Origin of the sequence: Saccharothrix sp. AJ9571, from assembly GCF_021725495.1 — a bacterium.
Taxonomy (GTDB): Bacteria; Actinomycetota; Actinomycetes; order Mycobacteriales; family Pseudonocardiaceae; genus Amycolatopsis; species Amycolatopsis magusensis.
In genome coordinates, this window is the sequence record NZ_CP091382.1 from 910691 (window position 1) to 928100 (window position 17410).

The 17410-nt window shown below is 70.6% G+C and carries 4 protein-coding genes; 1 reads left to right on the forward strand and 3 read right to left on the reverse strand.

The genetic code is table 11. The annotated features are described in order from the left end of the window. The first annotated feature begins 23 nt into the window (after positions 1–23). A complete protein-coding gene (locus tag L3Q67_RS03640) occupies positions 24–1091 on the forward strand; it encodes an iron-siderophore ABC transporter substrate-binding protein (RefSeq protein WP_499188187.1) in 1068 nt (355 codons plus the stop codon). Between the two features lie 60 nt (positions 1092–1151). Here L3Q67_RS03640 and L3Q67_RS03645 read toward each other — a convergent pair whose 3' ends face one another. From L3Q67_RS03645 to L3Q67_RS03655, 3 genes are read right to left on the reverse strand one after another with little or no spacing between them, the layout of a single operon-like run. Next, complete coding sequence (locus L3Q67_RS03645) at positions 1152–1346, reverse strand: MbtH family protein (protein WP_499188188.1); 195 nt, start codon at positions 1344–1346, stop codon at positions 1152–1154. Further along, a complete protein-coding gene (locus tag L3Q67_RS03650; protein WP_499191420.1) occupies positions 1343–16027 on the reverse strand; it encodes an amino acid adenylation domain-containing protein in 14685 nt (4894 codons plus the stop codon). The genes L3Q67_RS03645 and L3Q67_RS03650 overlap by 4 nt, the downstream gene beginning before the upstream one ends. Continuing rightward, entirely contained in the window at positions 15997–17346 is a 1350-nt protein-coding gene (locus tag L3Q67_RS03655; RefSeq protein ID WP_499188189.1) for a lysine N(6)-hydroxylase/L-ornithine N(5)-oxygenase family protein, read from the reverse strand. Before L3Q67_RS03655 ends, L3Q67_RS03650 begins: the two co-directional genes overlap by 31 nt. Positions 17347–17410 lie beyond the last annotated feature (64 nt).

The window sequence follows — 17410 nt, forward strand, 5'->3', positions numbered from 1 at the left end:
CTTCAACCCCTAAGGACCTGATGATGGATCGATCCCCGACCCGCCGCGTCCGGCGTTTCGCCGGAATGCTGACCACGGCGCTGGTGGCTGCCGCCACGCTGGCCGGCTGCGGTAGTGAGGAAGCGCCCCCGGCGCCGACCGTGCCTGGCGCCGCCCCGGTCGAAGCCGCCGCCTTCCCGGTGACGATCGACCACAAGTACGGGTCCACGGAGATCAAGGCGGAGCCGAAGCGGATCGTCACGGTCGGGCTCACCGACCAGGACGCGCTGCTCGCCGTCGGTGTGGTGCCGGTGGCCACCAGCGAGTTCGTCGGCGAGTTCCCCGGCGCGATCGGGCCGTGGGCGTCGGCGAAGCTGAACGGCGCGCCGCTGCCCGAGGTGATGAAGGGCACCGCCGACCCGCAGTTCGAGAAGATCGCCTCGCTGCGCCCCGACCTCATCCTCGGCCTCTACTCCGGGCTGACCCAGGAGCACTACGACAAGCTGGCGCAGATCGCGCCGACCGTCGCGCAGCCCAAGGAGTTCAAGGACTACGGCGTGCCGTGGCAGGAGAGCACCCGCCGGATCACCAAGGCCGTCGGCCGGGCGGCCGATGGTGAGAAGGTGATCTCCGACGTCGAGGCGAAGCTGAGCCAGGCCAAGCAGGAGCACCCGGAGTTCGCGGGCAAGAGCGCGTTGATGGCGACCACCTACCAGGGCTACTTCATCTACGGCAGTGAAGACCCGCGCTCGCGCGTGCTGTCCTCGCTCGGCTTCGTGCTGCCGCCGGACCTGGACCAGGTCATCGGCGACAAGTTCGGCGCGAACATCAGCCCGGAGCGCACGGACCTGCTCAACGTGGACGTGCTGTCGTGGATCGTGGCCGGGGTGGCCGAGGGCCAGGCGACGCTGAGCAAGGACACGCTGTACTCGGGCATGCGGGTGGCGCAGGAGAAGCGCGAGGTGCTGATCGACGAGGCCAGCGCGTACGGCGCGGGCATCTCGTTCGTGTCGCCGCTGTCGGTGCCGTGGGTGGTCGAGCGGCTGGTGCCGCAGCTGACCGCCGCGGTGGACGGCGACCCGGCGACCGAGGTCAAGCCCGTCACTTCCTGATCCTCGTAGCAAAAGAGCGGGGCACCTCGTGGTGCCCCGCTCCTTTTTGTCAGCGCAGCGTCAGCGCAGAGAGGCTGGGCGCAGGTCGGTCCAGTTCGTCTCGACGTAGTCCAGGCATTCCTGGCGGGCGGCGGGGCCGAAGGCGACCGTCCAGCCGGCCGGCACCTCGGCGAACTCCGGCCACAGGCTGTGCTGCTGCTCGTCGTTGACCAGCACCGAGAACGTGCCGTCGGGGTTGTCGAAGGGGTTGCTCATCCTCTGTTCTCCTTAACGGGGGTTTCCGGGGCGGCCACGACCTCGGCCAGCACTTCCAGCAGTGCACCGGCGAGCCGTGTGGCGGTGCCGGCGTCGAACAGGTCGGTGGCGTAGCTCAGGTAGCAGGGCACCGCGCCGGGGGCTTCGAAGAAGCTGAGGGTCAGCTCGGCGTGCGTGGTGCCGAGGCGGACCGACTCGTAGCGCGCGTCCTGCCCGCTCAACTCCAGCGCGGCGACGGACTCATGGTGCACGAGGACGACCTGCGGACCACGCCAGCCCGGCACCTCGGCCAGCACGTCGGCGAAGGCGGCGTCCTGGTGTTCGAAGGCGCTCAGGTCGGTCTCGCGGACCCGGGCGAGCAGCTCGGTGAAGGTCGGTTCGCCGTTTGTGTCGGTGCGGAGTACTACGGTGTTGAAGAAGCAACCGACAAGATCGGTCAGCCGGTCGTCCTCACGACCGGCGACCAGGGCACCGATGGGGAGATCGGTACCCGCACCGAGCCTGGTGAGCAGCGTGGCCAGGGCAGCTTGAAGCACCATGAACAGGCTTGTGCCGGTCTGCTGGGCGAGTGCGTCGAGGTCATCGTGGAGGTCAGGCTCGATGGTGAACTCGACGAAGTCGCCCCGGCGGGCTGGGTCCGCGGGACGCGGGCGGTCCACTGGCAGCGCCAGGTCGGTGGGCAGGCCGCGGAGCACCTGGCGCCAGTAGCCGAGGTGCCGGCCGTCGTGCTCGCGGGCCCAGCGGCCGTAGTCCGCGTAGCCGACGGGCAGGGGCGCGAACTCCGGTGCGCGCCCGGCGAGGCGAGCGGCGTAGGCGGTGTCGAGGTCGCGCAGGAGCGGCACGACCGACCACTCGTCGACGCCGACGTAGTACGCGGTGAAGAGAAGGGCCTGCTCGCCGGAGTCGAGTGGGACGAGGCGGAAGCGCGCGGGCGGGTCGGTGGTGAGGTCGCCACCTTCGAGCACGAGGGCTTCGAGGTCGCCGTGTGCGCTTTCGAGGATGCGGCCCGGGTCGCGGAGTCGCTGCCAGACTTCGCCGTCGGCCTCCTCGAAGACGGTGGACAGGGGTTCGTGCCGGGTGAAGACGTCGTGCAGGGCCGCGTCGAGGGCGGCTTCGTCGAAGGCCGGTGAGCGCATGGCCATGGCGATGTCGTAGCCGGGTCGCGGGCCGGCGGTGCGGTACTCGGCCCAGCGGTGCCGTTGGGCCGGGGCCAGCGGCACGCGCTCGGGACGTGGTTCCGCACGCAGGTCGGCGCGGGTGGACGTGGACGCGGTCGCTGCCGTGAGGAGGTCGGCGAGGCCGGCCACGGTGGGGGCGTCGAAGACGTCGCGGATGCGGAGCTGGGCGCCGAGGTCGGCGCGGATGCGGGCGATCAGGCGCATGGAAGCCATCGAGTGGCCGCCCAACGTGAAGAAGTTGTCGTGCAGGCCGACGCGCGGCAGGCCGAGCACTTCGGCGACCAGGGTGGCGATCGCCTCCTGGGTCGGGGTGGCGGGCTGGTCGTCGCCGGTCAGCGCGGCGAAGTCGGGGGCGGGCAGTGCGCGGCGGTCCAGCTTGCCGTTCGGGGTGAGCGGGAGCGGGCCGTCCAGTTCGATGAGCAGCGCCGGGATCATGTACTCGGGCAGCAGCTCGGCCAGGTGGGTCCGTAGGTCGCGTTGGTCGACCTGGCCGGGAGTGGTCGGCACCAGGTAGCCGACCAGCCGGGCGACATCGGCGGTCTGGTCGACGGTCACCGCGGCTTGGGCGATCGACGGGTGCCGGGTCAGCGCGGCGGCGACCTCACCGGGCTCGATGCGGAAGCCGCGGATCTTGACCTGGTCGTCGACGCGGCCGAGGAAGTCGAGGTTGCCGTCCGCTCGCCAGCGCGCGCGGTCGCCGGTGCGGTACATCCGCGAGCCCGGGGCGCCGAACGGGCAGGCGACGAACCGTTCCGCCGACAGGCCCGGGCGGCCGAGGTAGCCGCGGGCGAGACCGCGACCGGCGATGTACAGCTCGCCGACCACACCCGGAGGAACCGGGCGCAGCGCCGAGTCGAGCACGTACGCCGTGGTGTTCGGGTCGGGCACGCCGATCGGCACGGCACCGCGGTGGCCGTGCTCGGCCCGCCACAGCGTCGAGTTGACCGTGGCCTCGGTGAGGCCGTAGGCGACGAGCAGGTCGAGCCGGTGGGCCCAGCGCTCGATCACGTCCGGTGGCACGACCTCGGTGCCGACCAGGATCGTCGAGCCGTCGGGCAGGTCGCAGTCCGGCGGCAGGGCCGAGACCAGCGAGGGCGGCAGGATCATGTGCGTGATCCGGCGTTCCCGCAGGAAGTCGGTGAGCTCGGGGCCCGCGACGCGCACCTCGTCCGGCGCGACGACCAGCCGCCCGCCCACGCACAGCGCCATGGTCAGCTCGAACGCGGCGACGTCGAAGCCGACCGAGGCGAACTGCAGCACGCGGCTGTCCGCCGACACGTGCATCCGCTCGACCGCGGTCGCCGCCAGGCTCGCGATGCCCTCGTGCGGTACGACCACGCCCTTGGGCCGGCCGGTGGACCCCGAGGTGTAGATGACGTAGCAAGCGGAGTCCAGCCTCGCCGGACCGGCGCCGAGGACAGGCGCGTCCGGTAGGTCGACCGCGTCGAGGTCCAGGCGGGCGACGCCGGCGACTGAGGGCAGGCGGTCGGCTCGGGTGGCGACCACGAGTCGTGCGCCCGAGTCGGTGAGCAGGTACGCGATGCGGTCGCCCGGGTGCGCGAGGTCCAGCGGCAGGTAGGCGGCGCCGAGCTTGAGGGTGGCCAGCACGGTGGCCACCATCTCGATCGACTTCGGCACCGCGATGCCGACCACGCTCTCCGGTCCGGTGCCGTGTGCGGCGAGCAGCGCGGCGACGCGGTCCGCCAGCTCGTCGAGCTGGCGGTAGGTCACCGAACGCGCGCGATCCACCACGGCCACCGCGTCCGGCGCGAGCTGCACTCGCCGGACGAACAGCTCGGTCAGCGTCTCGGGCGGCACGGCACGAGCGGTGTCGTTGAACTCGTGCAGGACCTGATCGCGCTCGGCGTCGGTCAGGACTTCCAGGGTGGCGACCGGACGGCGTGGCTCGCGGCCGGCCTGGTCGAGCACCTGCACCAGGCGGTCCGCCAGCGACTCGGCGGTGCACGCGTCGAACAGCTCGGCCGAGTAGTTCACCTGCACGCTCAGCTCGCCGGCTTCCGGCCGATCGATGACCACGAAGCCGAGGTCGAACTGCGAGACGCCGAGGTCGGTGTCGAGCCATTCCGTGGGCAGGCCCAGCACGTCGGGCTCGCCGCCGGGACGGTGGTGGTAGGCCACCATCACTTGGAACAGCGGGTTGCGCCCGGTCACGCGCTCCGGGTTCACCACCTCGACCACGCGCTCGAACGGCAGGTCCTGGTGCTCGAAGGCGGCGAACGACGCCTCCCGCACCCGGGCCAGCACCTCACCGAAAGCCGGGTCGCCGCTGAGGTCGGCCCGCAGGACCAGCGTGTTCACGAAGAAGCCGACCAGGTCCTCGAGTGCGGCGTCGGCGCGGCCCGCGACCGGGGCGCCGAGCGGGATGTCGGTGCCCGCGCCCAGCCGGTGCAGCAAGGTGGCGACCGCGGCGTGCGCCACCATGAACATGCTCGCGCCGGACTCGGCGGCCAGCTCCCGCAGCGGACGCGCGATCCGATCCGGCACCTCGATCCGGACCCGGCCACCGCGGCCCGTGGGCCGGGCGGGACGCGGGCGATCGACCGGCAACAGAATTTCGTCGGGCAGCCCGCGCAGCGTGTCCGCCCAGAACCGTTCCTGCCGCTCACCGGAAGGTCCACTCAGGAGCGCGCGCTGCCAGAGGGTGTAGTCGGCGTACTGCACCGGCAGCGGCGACCAGGCCGGGGCCGCGCCGTCGAGCCGCGCGCGGTAGGCGGTCGCGAGGTCGGCGAGGAACGGCCGGTCCGACCACTCGTCGGTGGCGATGTGGTGCAGCAGGATCGCGAGCACGTGGTCGTCAGGGCCGAGGCGCAGCACGTCGACCCGGATCGGCACCTGCCTGCCCAGGTCGAAGGGGCGGCGGACGAGTTCGTCGAGATCCGGCACCTCGGGCACGTCCCGCACCACGAACTCCGGCTCGGGAGCGTCCAGCACCAGCTGGTGCGGCTCGCCGTCCCGCTCGGGGAACACCGTGCGCAGGACCTCGTGCCGCCGCAGGACGTCACCGAGCGCGGCCCGGAGTGCGTCCACGTCGAGCGCGCCGGTCAACCGGACCACCAGCGGGAAGTGGTACGCCGCACCGCCGCCCATCCGGTCCAGCAGCCAGAGCCGCTGTTGCGCCGACGAGAGCGGGACCAGCGATGGACGTTCGACCGGCTCGATCGCCGGGCGGTCCGAAGTGGAGCCTGTGCGCAGGGCCAGGTCGGCGGGTGTCGGCGCCTCGAACAGGTCGCGGATGGCCAGTTCCGCGCCGAGGTCGGTGCGTGCCCGGCTGATCAGCCGGGTGGCCAGCAGCGAATGCCCGCCGAGGTCGAAGAAGTTGTGCTCGACGCCGACCTCCGGCAGGCCGAGGACCTCCGCGAAGAGCGTGCACAGCACCTCCTCGGCCGGGGTCCGCGGCGCCCGCGACTCGGTGAGCCGCACGGCCGGGTCCGCCTCCGGCAAGGCTTTGACGTCGAGCTTGCCGTTGTCCGTCAGCGGCAGTTCGTCCAGGACGACGAGCGCCGAGGGCACCATGTAGTCCGGCAGGCTCTGCTTGAGGTCGGCGCGCAACTTCGCGACGAGCGCCCCGGTGCCGCGCGCGGCGGACGGGTCGTTGGCGTGCTCGCCGGCGCCGCCGGGCCGGTACAGCCCGGCCGTCGGACCACCCTCCGAGGTGAACACCGCCTCGAAACCACCGTCTGACCAGGTGGTGTGCACGTGATAGCCGAGCGAGGTGCCCAGCTCGTGCACGTCCTCCTGCTCGACCGCGCCGGGTGAAAGGCGCGCGTCCGGGATCGGGCCGACGCGGACCGGGCCGGTGTGCTCCTCCCGTAGCCGCGCCTCGAGTTGCTCGACACCCGGCCACGGCTCGCGAGGAACGTCCGCCAGGTCGACCGTGGAGGCCGGCTCGCGCCTCAGCACCACGTCGTACCGGTACCGGCTCAGCTCGTTGTGGTGCCGAGCGCGCTTCGTCCGGATTTCGGCTCGCACGCCCGGGACCTCGGCCGCGAGTGCGGCGAAGTAGTCGGGGTCGAGCAGCAGTTCCTTCTCCATCGCGACGCTGCGTTCGACCGCCGCCGCGTCCTCGCCACCGCGGATCGCGGTGTGGAAGTGCGTGATCAGGCGCAGGTTCCGCACGTCACCGACGAACAACGCACCACCGGGCGCGAGCAGGTCGAGCGCGCCCGTGAGCACGCGGGTGAGGTACTCGGCGCTCGGGAAGTACTGGATCACCGAGTTGATCACGATGGTGTCGAAGCGCCCGATGGGCAGGCCGTCCAGCTCGTGGGCCGGGCGGCAGCGCAGGTTCACCTTGGCCGCGAGGTCAGGTTCCGCCGCCAGCTCGGCACGCAGTTTCTCGATCACCGGCGCCGCGAAGTCGGTGCCCCAGTACTCCTCGGCCAGCGGCGCGAGCTTGCCCAGCAGCAGGCCGGTACCGACGCCGATTTCCAGCACGCGCCGCGGTCGCAGCTCGCTGATCCGGTCCACTGTGGCCTGCCGCCACTCCCGCATGTGCTCGAGCGGGATCGGCAGGCCGTCGTAGCTGGAGTCCCAGCCGGCGAAGTCCTCCTCGAAGACCGCGACCGGGATCTCGGTGTACTCGTCGGAGTAGACCTGCTGCCACTCGCCGATCTGGGCCGCCTCGGCCTCGGCATGCGCTTCGCCGGTCGGCCGGGCCGGGACGACGTACCCGACCAGTCGTTTGAGCCCCGGCGCCGACGGGTCGGGACGCGCGATCACGGCTGCACGCGCCACCTCGTCCAACCCGCCGAGCACGGACTCGATCTCCCCGAGTTCGACCCGGTAGCCCCGCACCTTCACCTGATCGTCGGTGCGGCCCAGGAAGTCGATGATGCCGTCCGGCCGCCGGCGGACCAGGTCGCCGGTGCGGTACATGCGCCCGCCTCCGGCGTCCCCGAACGGATCGGCGACGAACCGGTCCGCGGTCAGCGCGGGCCGACGCAGGTAACCGCGGGCGAGCCCGGCACCGCTGATGTACAGCTCCCCCGCCACACCGTCGGGCACCGGCCGCAGCCAGGCGTCGAGGATGTACGCGTCGGTGTTCCAGATCGGCCTGCCGACCGTCGGCGTGCGGCTGTCGGTGGTGCCGCCGCCGAGGGTGTTGATCGTGTATTCGGTGGGGCCGTAGAGGTTGTAGCCGTAGGTGTCCTCGGTTTCGAGCAGTCGCGACCACACCTGGTCGGAGACAGCCTCACCGCCGAGCAGCACCAGTACCGGCCGGTGCCGACCCTCGCCGCGCTCCAGCAGGCCCTGTTCGAACAGCAGGTGCGCGTAGGTGGGCGTGACGTTGACGACGTCGATGCGGTGGTTGTCGCAATAGGACACCAGCGCTTCGGCGTCTCGGCGCAGTTCCTCGTCGCAGATGTGCACCTCGTGGCCTTCGACGAGCCACAGCAGCTCTTCCCACGACATGTCGAAGCCGAAGGAGACGGTGTGCGCGATCCGCAGCCGCCGCCCGCCCGCGCCGGCCACCGCCGGGCCGAAGATGGCCTCCTGGTGGTTCAGCTGCATGTTGGTCAGCCCGCGGTAAGGGGTGACCACGCCCTTCGGCCTGCCGGTCGAGCCAGAGGTGTAGATGACGTACGCCGGGTGCTCCATGCGGTCGGCCCGGTCCCGTTCGAAGCCCGGACGTTCCACATCGGACAGTGCGTGTCCCGCGTGGGATTCGAGATCCAGCTCGTCCAGCAGCAGCCAATCACGAGCATGGCCGGTGGACAGCTGTGCGGCCCGGACGCCGGAGGTGGTGACCACGCACCACGGCTCGGCGTCGTCCAGCATCAGCGCGAGCCGGTCGGCCGGGTAGTCCAGCTCCAGCGGCAGGTAGGCCGCACCGGTGCGCAGCACCGCGAACAACGCCACCACCATGTCGATCGACCGCGGCAACCCGAGCGCCACCACGCGCTCCGGCCCGGCGCCGTGCGCGAGCAGCAGCCGCGCCATCCGATTGATCTCGGTGTCAAGTTCGGCGTAGGACAGCACCTCGTCGCCGAACACCAGGGCTGTCACGTCGGGCGTGCGTCCGGCCTGCGACTCCAGGAAGTCCGCCACGGTGTCGCACGGCAGTTCGTGCCGACGGCCGGACCAGGTCGCTTCGAGTTCCCGCCGCTGCTCCGGCGTGGGCGCACCGAGCGTGCCCACTCGCGCGGACAGGTCGCCGATCATCTCCCTGACCAGCCCGGTGTACCGCTCCAGCAAGGCGGCAGCGGTTCCCGGTTCGAGCACATCGTCCCGATAGGACAGTGTCACGCCCATTCGCTCGCCGGGCGTGAGCACCAGCGTCAGCGGGTAGTGGGTGGCGTCGAAGTTGGCCAGCGCGGTGACGCCGTGCCGGTCCCGCAGTTCGGCGAACCGGTCCTCGCCGTCGGCGTTGCGCAGGACGAAGAGCGTGTCGAAGAGCTGCCGGTGCCCGGATTCCGACTGCACCACGCCGAGGCTCATGAACTCGTACGGGTTGAGCGCCATCCGCTCGTCCTGCTGCCGCCGCAGCAGGTCGGCCACCCGCTCACGCGGATCCAGCGTCACGCGCACCGGCACGGTGTTCAGGAAGAGGCCGACGATCGATTCGATGTTCGGCACGCCGGTGGGTCGTCCCGCGACGGCCGCGCCGAACACCACATCTTGGCGCCCCAGCACCCCGGAGAGCACCAGCGCCCAGGCGGCGTTCAGCACGCTGTTCATCGTCACGCCGTGCAGGCGCGCCTGCTCGCGCAGCCGGTCGGTCTCCTCCGCGGTGAACAACGCGTCCAGGTTCGTCGGGGTGACCGGGTCGCCCGGCCGCTCCGCCGGACCGATCAGCGTCGGCTCTTCGAGACCCGTCAGCGCTTGGCGCCAGGCCGCGGTGGCGACCTCGATATCCTGGTTTTCCAGCCACACCAGGTAGTCGCGATAGGACCCGGGCGCGGGCAGGGCGGCATCGGCGGAGTAGAGCGCCAGCAGTTGCTCGATGAACAACCACGCGGACCAGCCGTCCCACAGCAGGAGGTGGCGGTGCAGCACCACGCGGTCACGGCCGTTGCCCAGCCGGATCAGCAGCACGCGGAACAACGGCGGCGCGCTGAGGTCGAAGCGCAGAGCCCGGTCTTCGGCCATCAACGCGGCCAGCCGCTCGGCTTCCTCGTGCGCAGGTAGCCCAGACAGGTCCACTTCGGACACCGGTGGCTCGGCCTCGGCGAGGACGAACTGGACCGGCCGCGGAAGCCCTTGGCTGGTGAACCCGGCACGGACGCTCGGATGCCGGGCCAGTAGCGTCGCGCACGCGGCACGCAGGCGGTCGACGTCCAGTCGGCGGTCGAAGTCGATCGCCTCCTGGACGGTGTAGACGTCGATCCCGGAGTCGTCGTAGGCCGAGTGAAAGAACAGGCCTTCCTGCAAGGGCGACAACGGCCAGACCTCGGCGACCGGACCCGGGCTGGTGCGCTGGATCTGCGCCTTTTCCGCGTCGCTCAACTCGATCAGCTCGACACCGTAGTCCACAGTGGAACCGTTGGTCACCGTCGCGTGCTCGGCCAAGGCGGCTGGAGTGCGCCGGGCGAAGACATCGCTCGGGCTGAGCACCAGTCCGGCCGCGCGCGCCCGGCTGGACACGCTGATCGACGAGATGCTGTCGCCGCCGAGCAGGAAGAAGTCGTCGTCGGCGCTGACCGAGGCCAACCCGAGAACCTCGGCGAATATTTCGACGAGCAGGCGCTCGCGGGCTGTCTCCGGTGCCCGCTTGCCGACGCTGCGAGGCTGTTCAGGTGCGGGCAGCGCCGCAGTGTCCAGTTTGCCGCTGGGTGTCAACGGCAGCTCGGCGAGCTGCACGAACGCGCTCGGGATCATCGGCGCGGGCAGGACTTCCGTGAGTTCGTCCGGCTCGCACGAGCCCACCACGTACGCGACCAGCCTGCCGTTCTTGGCGACCACCGCCGCCCTGGTGACGCCCGGCCGCGCGGCGAGCGCCGCCTCGATCTCGCCCAGTTCGATCCGGTTGCCCCGGATCTTCACCTGGCGGTCGGTGCGGCCCAGGTAGTCGAGCACGCCGTCCGCTCGCCGGGACACCAGGTCGCCGGTGCGGTACATCCGCGAACCCTGCGCCCCGAACGGATCGGCGACGAACCGGTCCGCCGTCAACCCCGGACGCGCGTGGTAGCCGCGCGCCAACTGGACACCGGCCAGATACAGCTCGCCCGGCACGCCGTCGGGCACCGGGCGCAACGCCGGGTCGAGCACGTAGAGCCGGGTGTTCCACACTGGACGGCCAATGGGGACGGTCGTGTCCCGTGTGCCGTCGAAGCGCTGGTAGGTCACGTCCACGGCGGCTTCGGTCGGCCCGTAGAGGTTGTGCAGGGGAATGCCGGTCAGCGCGTCCCAGCGGAACGCGGCAGCGCCGGGCAGTGCCTCCCCGCTGGTGAAGACGCGGCGCAGGCTCGCCGCCCAACTCGGATCGGCGGTCACTTCGTCGGCAGCGAGGAAGGCGGCCAGCATCGACGGCACGAAGTGCATCGTGGTGACCCCGCGCTCGCGGATCAGGTCCGCGAGGTAGGCCGGGTCGCGGTGGCCGTCCGGCCGGGCGAACACCACGGCGGCGCCCTCGCAGAGCGGCCAGAAGAACTCCCACACCGACACGTCGAAGCTCGACGGCGTCTTCTGGAGCGCTCGGTCTTCGCTGGTCAAACCGTATTCGTCCTGCATCCAGGCGAGCCGGTTGACGATCGCGCGATGGGTGACCACCACGCCTTTCGGCCGTCCCGTGGAACCGGAGGTGTAGATCAGGTAGGCCGGGTTGTCCGGCCCAGCGGGCACACCGCCGACCACCGGCTCTGCCGGTCCGTCCACCGGAACCGGCTCGATGTCGCCCAGCGGATCACCCACGATCAGGCGGGCACCGGAATCGGCGAGCATGAACGAGATCCGGTCGGCCGGGTAGTCCGGGTCGACCGGCAGGTACGCGGCACCGGACTTGAGCACGCCCAGCAAGGCGATCATCAGCTCGGCCGAGCGCGGCACGGCCACCGCGACGATCTCCTCGGGACCGGCGCCGCGGGCACGCAAACGGTTCGCCAGCGCCTCCGCTCGAAGGTCCAGTTCCGCATAGGACAGTGCGGTGTCACCGGCGATCACCGCGGTCGCGCCCGGCATGCGCGCAACCTGTTGCGCAAACGCTTGCACCAGCGTCTTTTCCGGCACGTCCCGCGTGGTCACATGCCGGCTCTCGATCCGCTCATGCTCAGCTGCGGACAGCAAGGAGATCCGCGCGACGGGCTGATCCGGGTCCGCCGCGATGGCTTCCAGCAGCCGGACGAACCGCGCGGCGAGCGCCTCGGCTTGCGCCGGTGCGAGACGGGCGGCGTCGTACTTCAGACTGAATTCGAGTCGCTGACCCGGCGTGACGATGAGCGCCACCGGGTAGTGCACGGCGTCAACGATTTCGACGCCGGTGACGCGCAGCGTGCCGCCGACCTCGCCGGCCTGCGGGTAGTTCTCGACCACCACGAGGGTGTCGAACAGCTCCCCCTGCGCGCCGGTCATGCGCTGTAGTTCGGCCAGGCCGAGGTGCTGGTGATCGAGCAGCGCCGCCTGTTCCCGCTGCAGCCGGGACAACGTTTCGGCGAGCGTGTCACCCGGCGCGAACCGGAAGCGCAGCGGCACGGTGTTGATGAACAGGCCCACCGCCGATTCGATGCCCTCGACCTCGGCACCACGACCGGAGACCGTGTTGCCGAACACCAGGTCGTCGCGGCCGGTGAGGTGCCCGAGCAGCAGACCCCAGGCGCCGTGCAGCACGGTGCCCATGGTCAGGCCGCGCTCCCGGGTCCGGCTCACCAGCCGGCTGGTGGTGCGCTCGCTCAGTTGCAGGTGGACTTTCTCTGGCTGCCTGCGCGCACTTTCCCGCGCGGGTTCCACGAGCAGCGTCGGCTCGTCCACTCCGGACAGTGCGGCACGCCAGGCCGCGCGAGCCGCGTCGTGGTCACGGGCGGCCAGCGACGCCAGGTAGGCACGGCGGGAGCTGGTCGGCGGCAGTTCGGCGGCGGGTGCGTAGCGCGCGAGCAGTTCACGCACCAGCACCACCACGGACCAGCCGTCCGCGACGATGTGGTGGAACGTGATGGCCAGCCGCTCACCACGGACGAGCGTGGCTCGGATCAGCGGCGGGCGTTCGAGGTCGAACGGCTTCGTCCGGTCCTCGGCCAGCTCAGCCTCGGACTCCACCTCGCGCCACGGGAGTTCGGCGTGCGCGGCGACGATCTGCACCACCTGGCCGTCCTCACGCTGCCGGAAGCCGGAACGCAGGGAACCATGGCGATCGAGCAGATCCTGGACGGCTTGACGCAAGGCGGAAGCGTCCACCGGACCTTCGAGGTCGAAGATCTCCTGGATGGTGTAGACGTCCCCGGCGTCCGGATCGAACCGCGCGTGGAAGAAGAATCCTTCCTGCAACGGAGTGACCGGTAGGACTTCCTCGACTTCGCCGAAGCCTGCCAGTTCATCCTGACTCAGCTCGATCGTCGCGATTTCCGGTTCCGGAACGACTTCGCCGGTCTTGGCGACCGCCACGCCGGCGAGCTTTTCCACGGTGCGGTGGCTGAACACCTGCCGCGGAGTGAGTTCCAGGCCGAGCCGGGCGGCCCCGAGCACCAGCCGGATCGAGGTGATGCTGTCGCCGCCGAGCATGAAGAAGTCGTCCTCGATGCCCACGGTTTCCAGGCCGAGCACGTCGGCGTACAACTCGCACAGCAGGTGTTCGCGCGGGGTCCGCGGCGCGCGGCCGGTGCTCAGCGCGCCGAAGTCCGGCATCGGGAGTGCGGCGCGGTCGAGCTTGCCGTTGGTCATGATCGGCAGGCTTTCCAGCGGCACGAAGGCGGACGGCACCAGGTACGCGGGCAGGCGGTCTTCGGTGTAGGTCCGCAAAGCCTTCATCAGCAGGCCCGCGTCGCGGAAGGCCGCGGGCGTGTTGGCGTAGGCGGCTGGGTCGCGGAATTCGCTGGCAGCGGGCCGATACACCGTGCCCACGGGAACACCGGGCGCGGTCAGGACGGCATCGAACTCGCCGTTGAGCGCGTCACCGGACCAAGTCAGCGCGGTCTCGTAGCCGAGATCGGCAGCCAGTTGGGCGACCGCCTCGGGATCGACACCGGCTGGTGGCTCGTCACCGCCGTCGACGGCTCGCAAGGCAGCCAGGTCCGATGCGAGCCGCGCATTGGGAATGCTGTTCAGGCACAAGCTTTCCGGCTTCTCCGTGGTCAGGCGCTCGTGTAGGGCATCGAGTCCTGGCCATGCGACATCTACTGTGGACTGTGCATTGTCTACCGGATTCAGTCGTAGTACCACGTCGTAGCGGTGACGGCTCAGCTCGTTGTCATAGTCCGCCCGCTTCAGGCGTACGTCGGCGCTGCCGCCGAGTTCGGCTGCCAGTGCGGGAAAGAAGTCGGGATCGAGGAGCAACTCGCCTTCCCAGGCGACCGCGGCGTCGACCGCGACCGCGGAGGCGTTTTCCCCGTGGCGTTCCACCTCGACAGCCGCCCTCAAGGCGCGAAGGGTACGCAGGTTCCGGATGTCACCGAGGAAGAGAGAACCGCCCGGCACTAGAAGACTGGCGGCCTGGCGCACCACGTCGGCGAAGTAACCGGCGCTCGGGAAGTACTGCGCCACCGAGTTGATCACCACGGTGTCGAAGAAATCCGAGGGCAGACCGGAGAAGTCGTGCGCGGGTTGCGCACGCAGTTCGACCTTGTCGGCCAGGTCTGCGCTGAGCCGCTGCCCGAGCACCTCGATGACCTCTTCGGACAGATCCAGGCCCCAGTACGCCTCACACGAGGGCGCGACTTCCGACAGGATCAGCCCGCTGCCGACGCCGATCTCCAGCACCCGTTGCGGCCGCAGCTCGCGGATGCGGTCCACTGTGGCCGCTCGCCAGGATCGCATGTCTTCCAGCGGCAGGGCTTCGCCGTCGTAGGTGCTGTTCCAGCCGCTGAACCCCTCGTCGTCGGCGACGGAGTACAGCAGCTCGTGCAGTCCCTTCCACTGACTCACCTGCGCCAGTTCGGTTTCCGCGTTCTGCTCGGCCGTTTCCGGGACCACGTAGGCGACGAGCCGCCGGTCGCCCGGCTTCACTTCACGAGGCACGACGGCCACCCGGGCCACGGACTCGTGCCCGGCGAGCACCGACTCGATCTCACCGGGTTCGACGCGGTGGCCGCGGATCTTGACCTGGTGGTCGGCACGGCCCAGGAAGTCGATGTTGCCGTCCGGGCGCCAGCGGGCGCGGTCGCCCGTGCGGTACATGCGGTCGCCAGGGTCGCCGAAGGGATCGGCGACGAAACGTTCGGCGGTCAGCCCCGGACGGCCCGCGTACCCGCGCGCGAGACCGCGGCCGGCGACGTAAAGCTCGCCCTCGGCACCGATCGGCACCGGGCGCAGCTCGTCGTCCAAGATGTAGCAGCGGGTGTTCGGGTCCGGTTTGCCGATCGGCACCGGGCCGGTCCACTCCGGTTCGGCGAGCCACAGCGTGGAGTTCACCGTGGCTTCGGTGAGGCCATACGCGGCGACCACGCGCAACCGCCGCGACCAGCGCGCGATCAGTTCCGGCGGCACGGTTTCGGTGCCGACGACGAGCACCGCGCCCTCGGGCAGCTCGCACTCCGGCGGCAACGCGGCCACCAGCGACGGCGGCAGGATCATGTGCGTGGCCCGGTTTTCCACGATGTAGCCGGTCAACTCCGGACCGGCGACGCGGCGGTGTGACGGCACCAGGACCACCCGGCCGCCCACGCACAGCGACATCACCAGATCCCACACGGCCACGTCGAAGCCGGCCGACGCGAACTGCACCACGCGGCTCTCCGGCCCGATGCCGAGGCGGTCGGTGGCCGTGGCGATCAGGCTGCCGATGCCGTCGTGGGACAGCACCACGCCCTTGGGCCGTCCGGTGGAACCGGAGGTGTAGATGACGTAGGCCGCCCGATCCAGCTCTTGTGGACTGTCCACATCGGCGTCTTCGAACGCCTCCAGAACACGGTCGTCGAGCAGGACGGGTTCGACACCCGCAGGCAACTCGCCCGCCAGATCCCTTGTGGACAGCACCTGCCCGGCACCGGAGTCGGTGAGCATGTAGGCGAGGCGGTCTTCGGGGTGGTCGAGGTCGAGCGGGAGGTAGGCCGCGCCCGCCTTCATCACCCCGAGCAGCGCGATCACCAGCAGCGGTGTGCGCGGCAACGCGACACCGACCACGTCCTCCGCGCGGACCCCGCGGTGGTGCAGCAGGCGCGCCAGCCGGTTGGCCGCCGCGTCCAGCTCGCGGTAGGTGAGGCGTTCGTCCTCGCACACCAGCGCGATCGCGTCCGGGGTGCGGCGGACCTGCGCCTCGAAGGCGACCGGCCAGGTCAGCTCGGGCACTTCGCGGTCGTCACGGCCGAACTCGGTGATGAGCCGGACCTGTTCCGCGTCGAACCGGCCCGGCTCGGTGTACTGCCCGGTCACCGAGAGCCGGCCCCGGTGCCCGCGTATTCCGGCTCGGGCGCGGCCGCCCGGCGGGCCAGCAGCGAGTCGAGGATTTCCCCGACGCGGATGGCGGTGTTGGACAGCAGGGAGGAGGTGATGCCGTGCGAGTGCTCGGTGCCGCCCTGCAGGTAGATGCCGCCGTGGACCTCGTCGCCGGTGCGCAGCCGGTAGTCGCGCTCGATCAGGAGCCTGCCGTCTTCGTCGCGGTGGCAGTGCGCGGCCAGCTCACCGAGCAGCGGCGAGGGGTCGGCGGGCCGGTACCCGGTGGAGTAGACGACCACGTCGGCGTCGAGCACGGTCTGCTCGCCGGTGGTCAGCGTGACGATCGTGGCGCGCACGCCCTCCGGGGTCTCGATCACCTCGACCGGGCGGGACACGTTGAACATGCGCAGCCGCTCGACGCCGAGCACCTTTTCCCGGTACACCCGGCGGTACAGCTCGTCGATCAGGTCGAGGTCGACCGCGGAGTAGTTGGTGTTGGCGTGGTAGCCGACGAGCCGCTGCTTGAACGCCTCCGGCGAATCGTAGAAGTGGTCGACCGCCTCGGGGTCGAAGATGCGGTTCGCGAAGGAGCTGTCGTCGGCCGGGCTGTAGCCGTAGCGCGCGAACACCGAGCACACCTCGGCGCGCGGGAACCGTTCGTGCAGGAAGGCGGTCACCTCGGCGGCGCTCTGCCCGGCACCGACGACCACGAAGCGCGAGGGGTCGGCGGCTTCGAGCTTTTCCACCCGGTAGAGCAGTTCGTGGTTGTGCCAGATCCGTTCGCTCGGCACCACGCCTTCGGGCAGGTTGGGGCGCAGGCCGGTGCCGATGGCGAGGTTGCGGGCGCGGAACACGGACTCCTCGCCCGACCGCGAACGCACGCGCACGTCGAAGTAGTCGACCGCGTCACCGTCGGTCACCGGTTCGATGGCGACCACGTCGTTGTCGTAGGCCACCAGGTCGTCGACCTTCGCCGCGCACCACTCGAAGTAGTCGTGGAACTCGAGGCGCAGCGGGAAGAGGTTCTTGTGGTTGATGAAATCGACCAGCCTGCCCTTGGCGTGCAGGTAGTTCAGGAAGCTGAACTCGGTGGTCGGGTTGCGCATCGTGGCCAGGTCCTTGAGGAAGGAGACCTGCATGGTCGCGTCCTCGATGAGCATGCCGCGGTGCCAGCCGAAGCGGGGCTGGCGCTCCAGGAACTGCGCCGTCACCGGCTCGCCGGGGCCCGCGTTGTGCTCGGTGAGGGCGATCGCGAGTGCGAGGTTCGACGGGCCGAAGCCGACCCCGACGAGGTCGTAGACCGGGATCTGCGGTCCGGCGTGCGTAGTTCCGGTCTCTGGCATACCCGTCCCATTCCGGCGGCTGGTGGCCGCGACCTCGACGTAATACAGCGCGTACCTAGGGGAC

What these genes read in the sequence shown, in the direction of transcription:
- L3Q67_RS03640 (WP_499188187.1), top strand. Translation starts at nt 24, where the DNA reads ATGGATCGATCCCCGACCCGCCGCGTCCGGCGTTTCGCCGGAATGCTG.
- L3Q67_RS03645 (WP_499188188.1), bottom strand. Translation starts at nt 1,346, where the DNA reads ATGAGCAACCCCTTCGACAACCCCGACGGCACGTTCTCGGTGCTGGTC.
- L3Q67_RS03655 (WP_499188189.1), bottom strand. Translation starts at nt 17,346, where the DNA reads ATGCCAGAGACCGGAACTACGCACGCCGGACCGCAGATCCCGGTCTAC.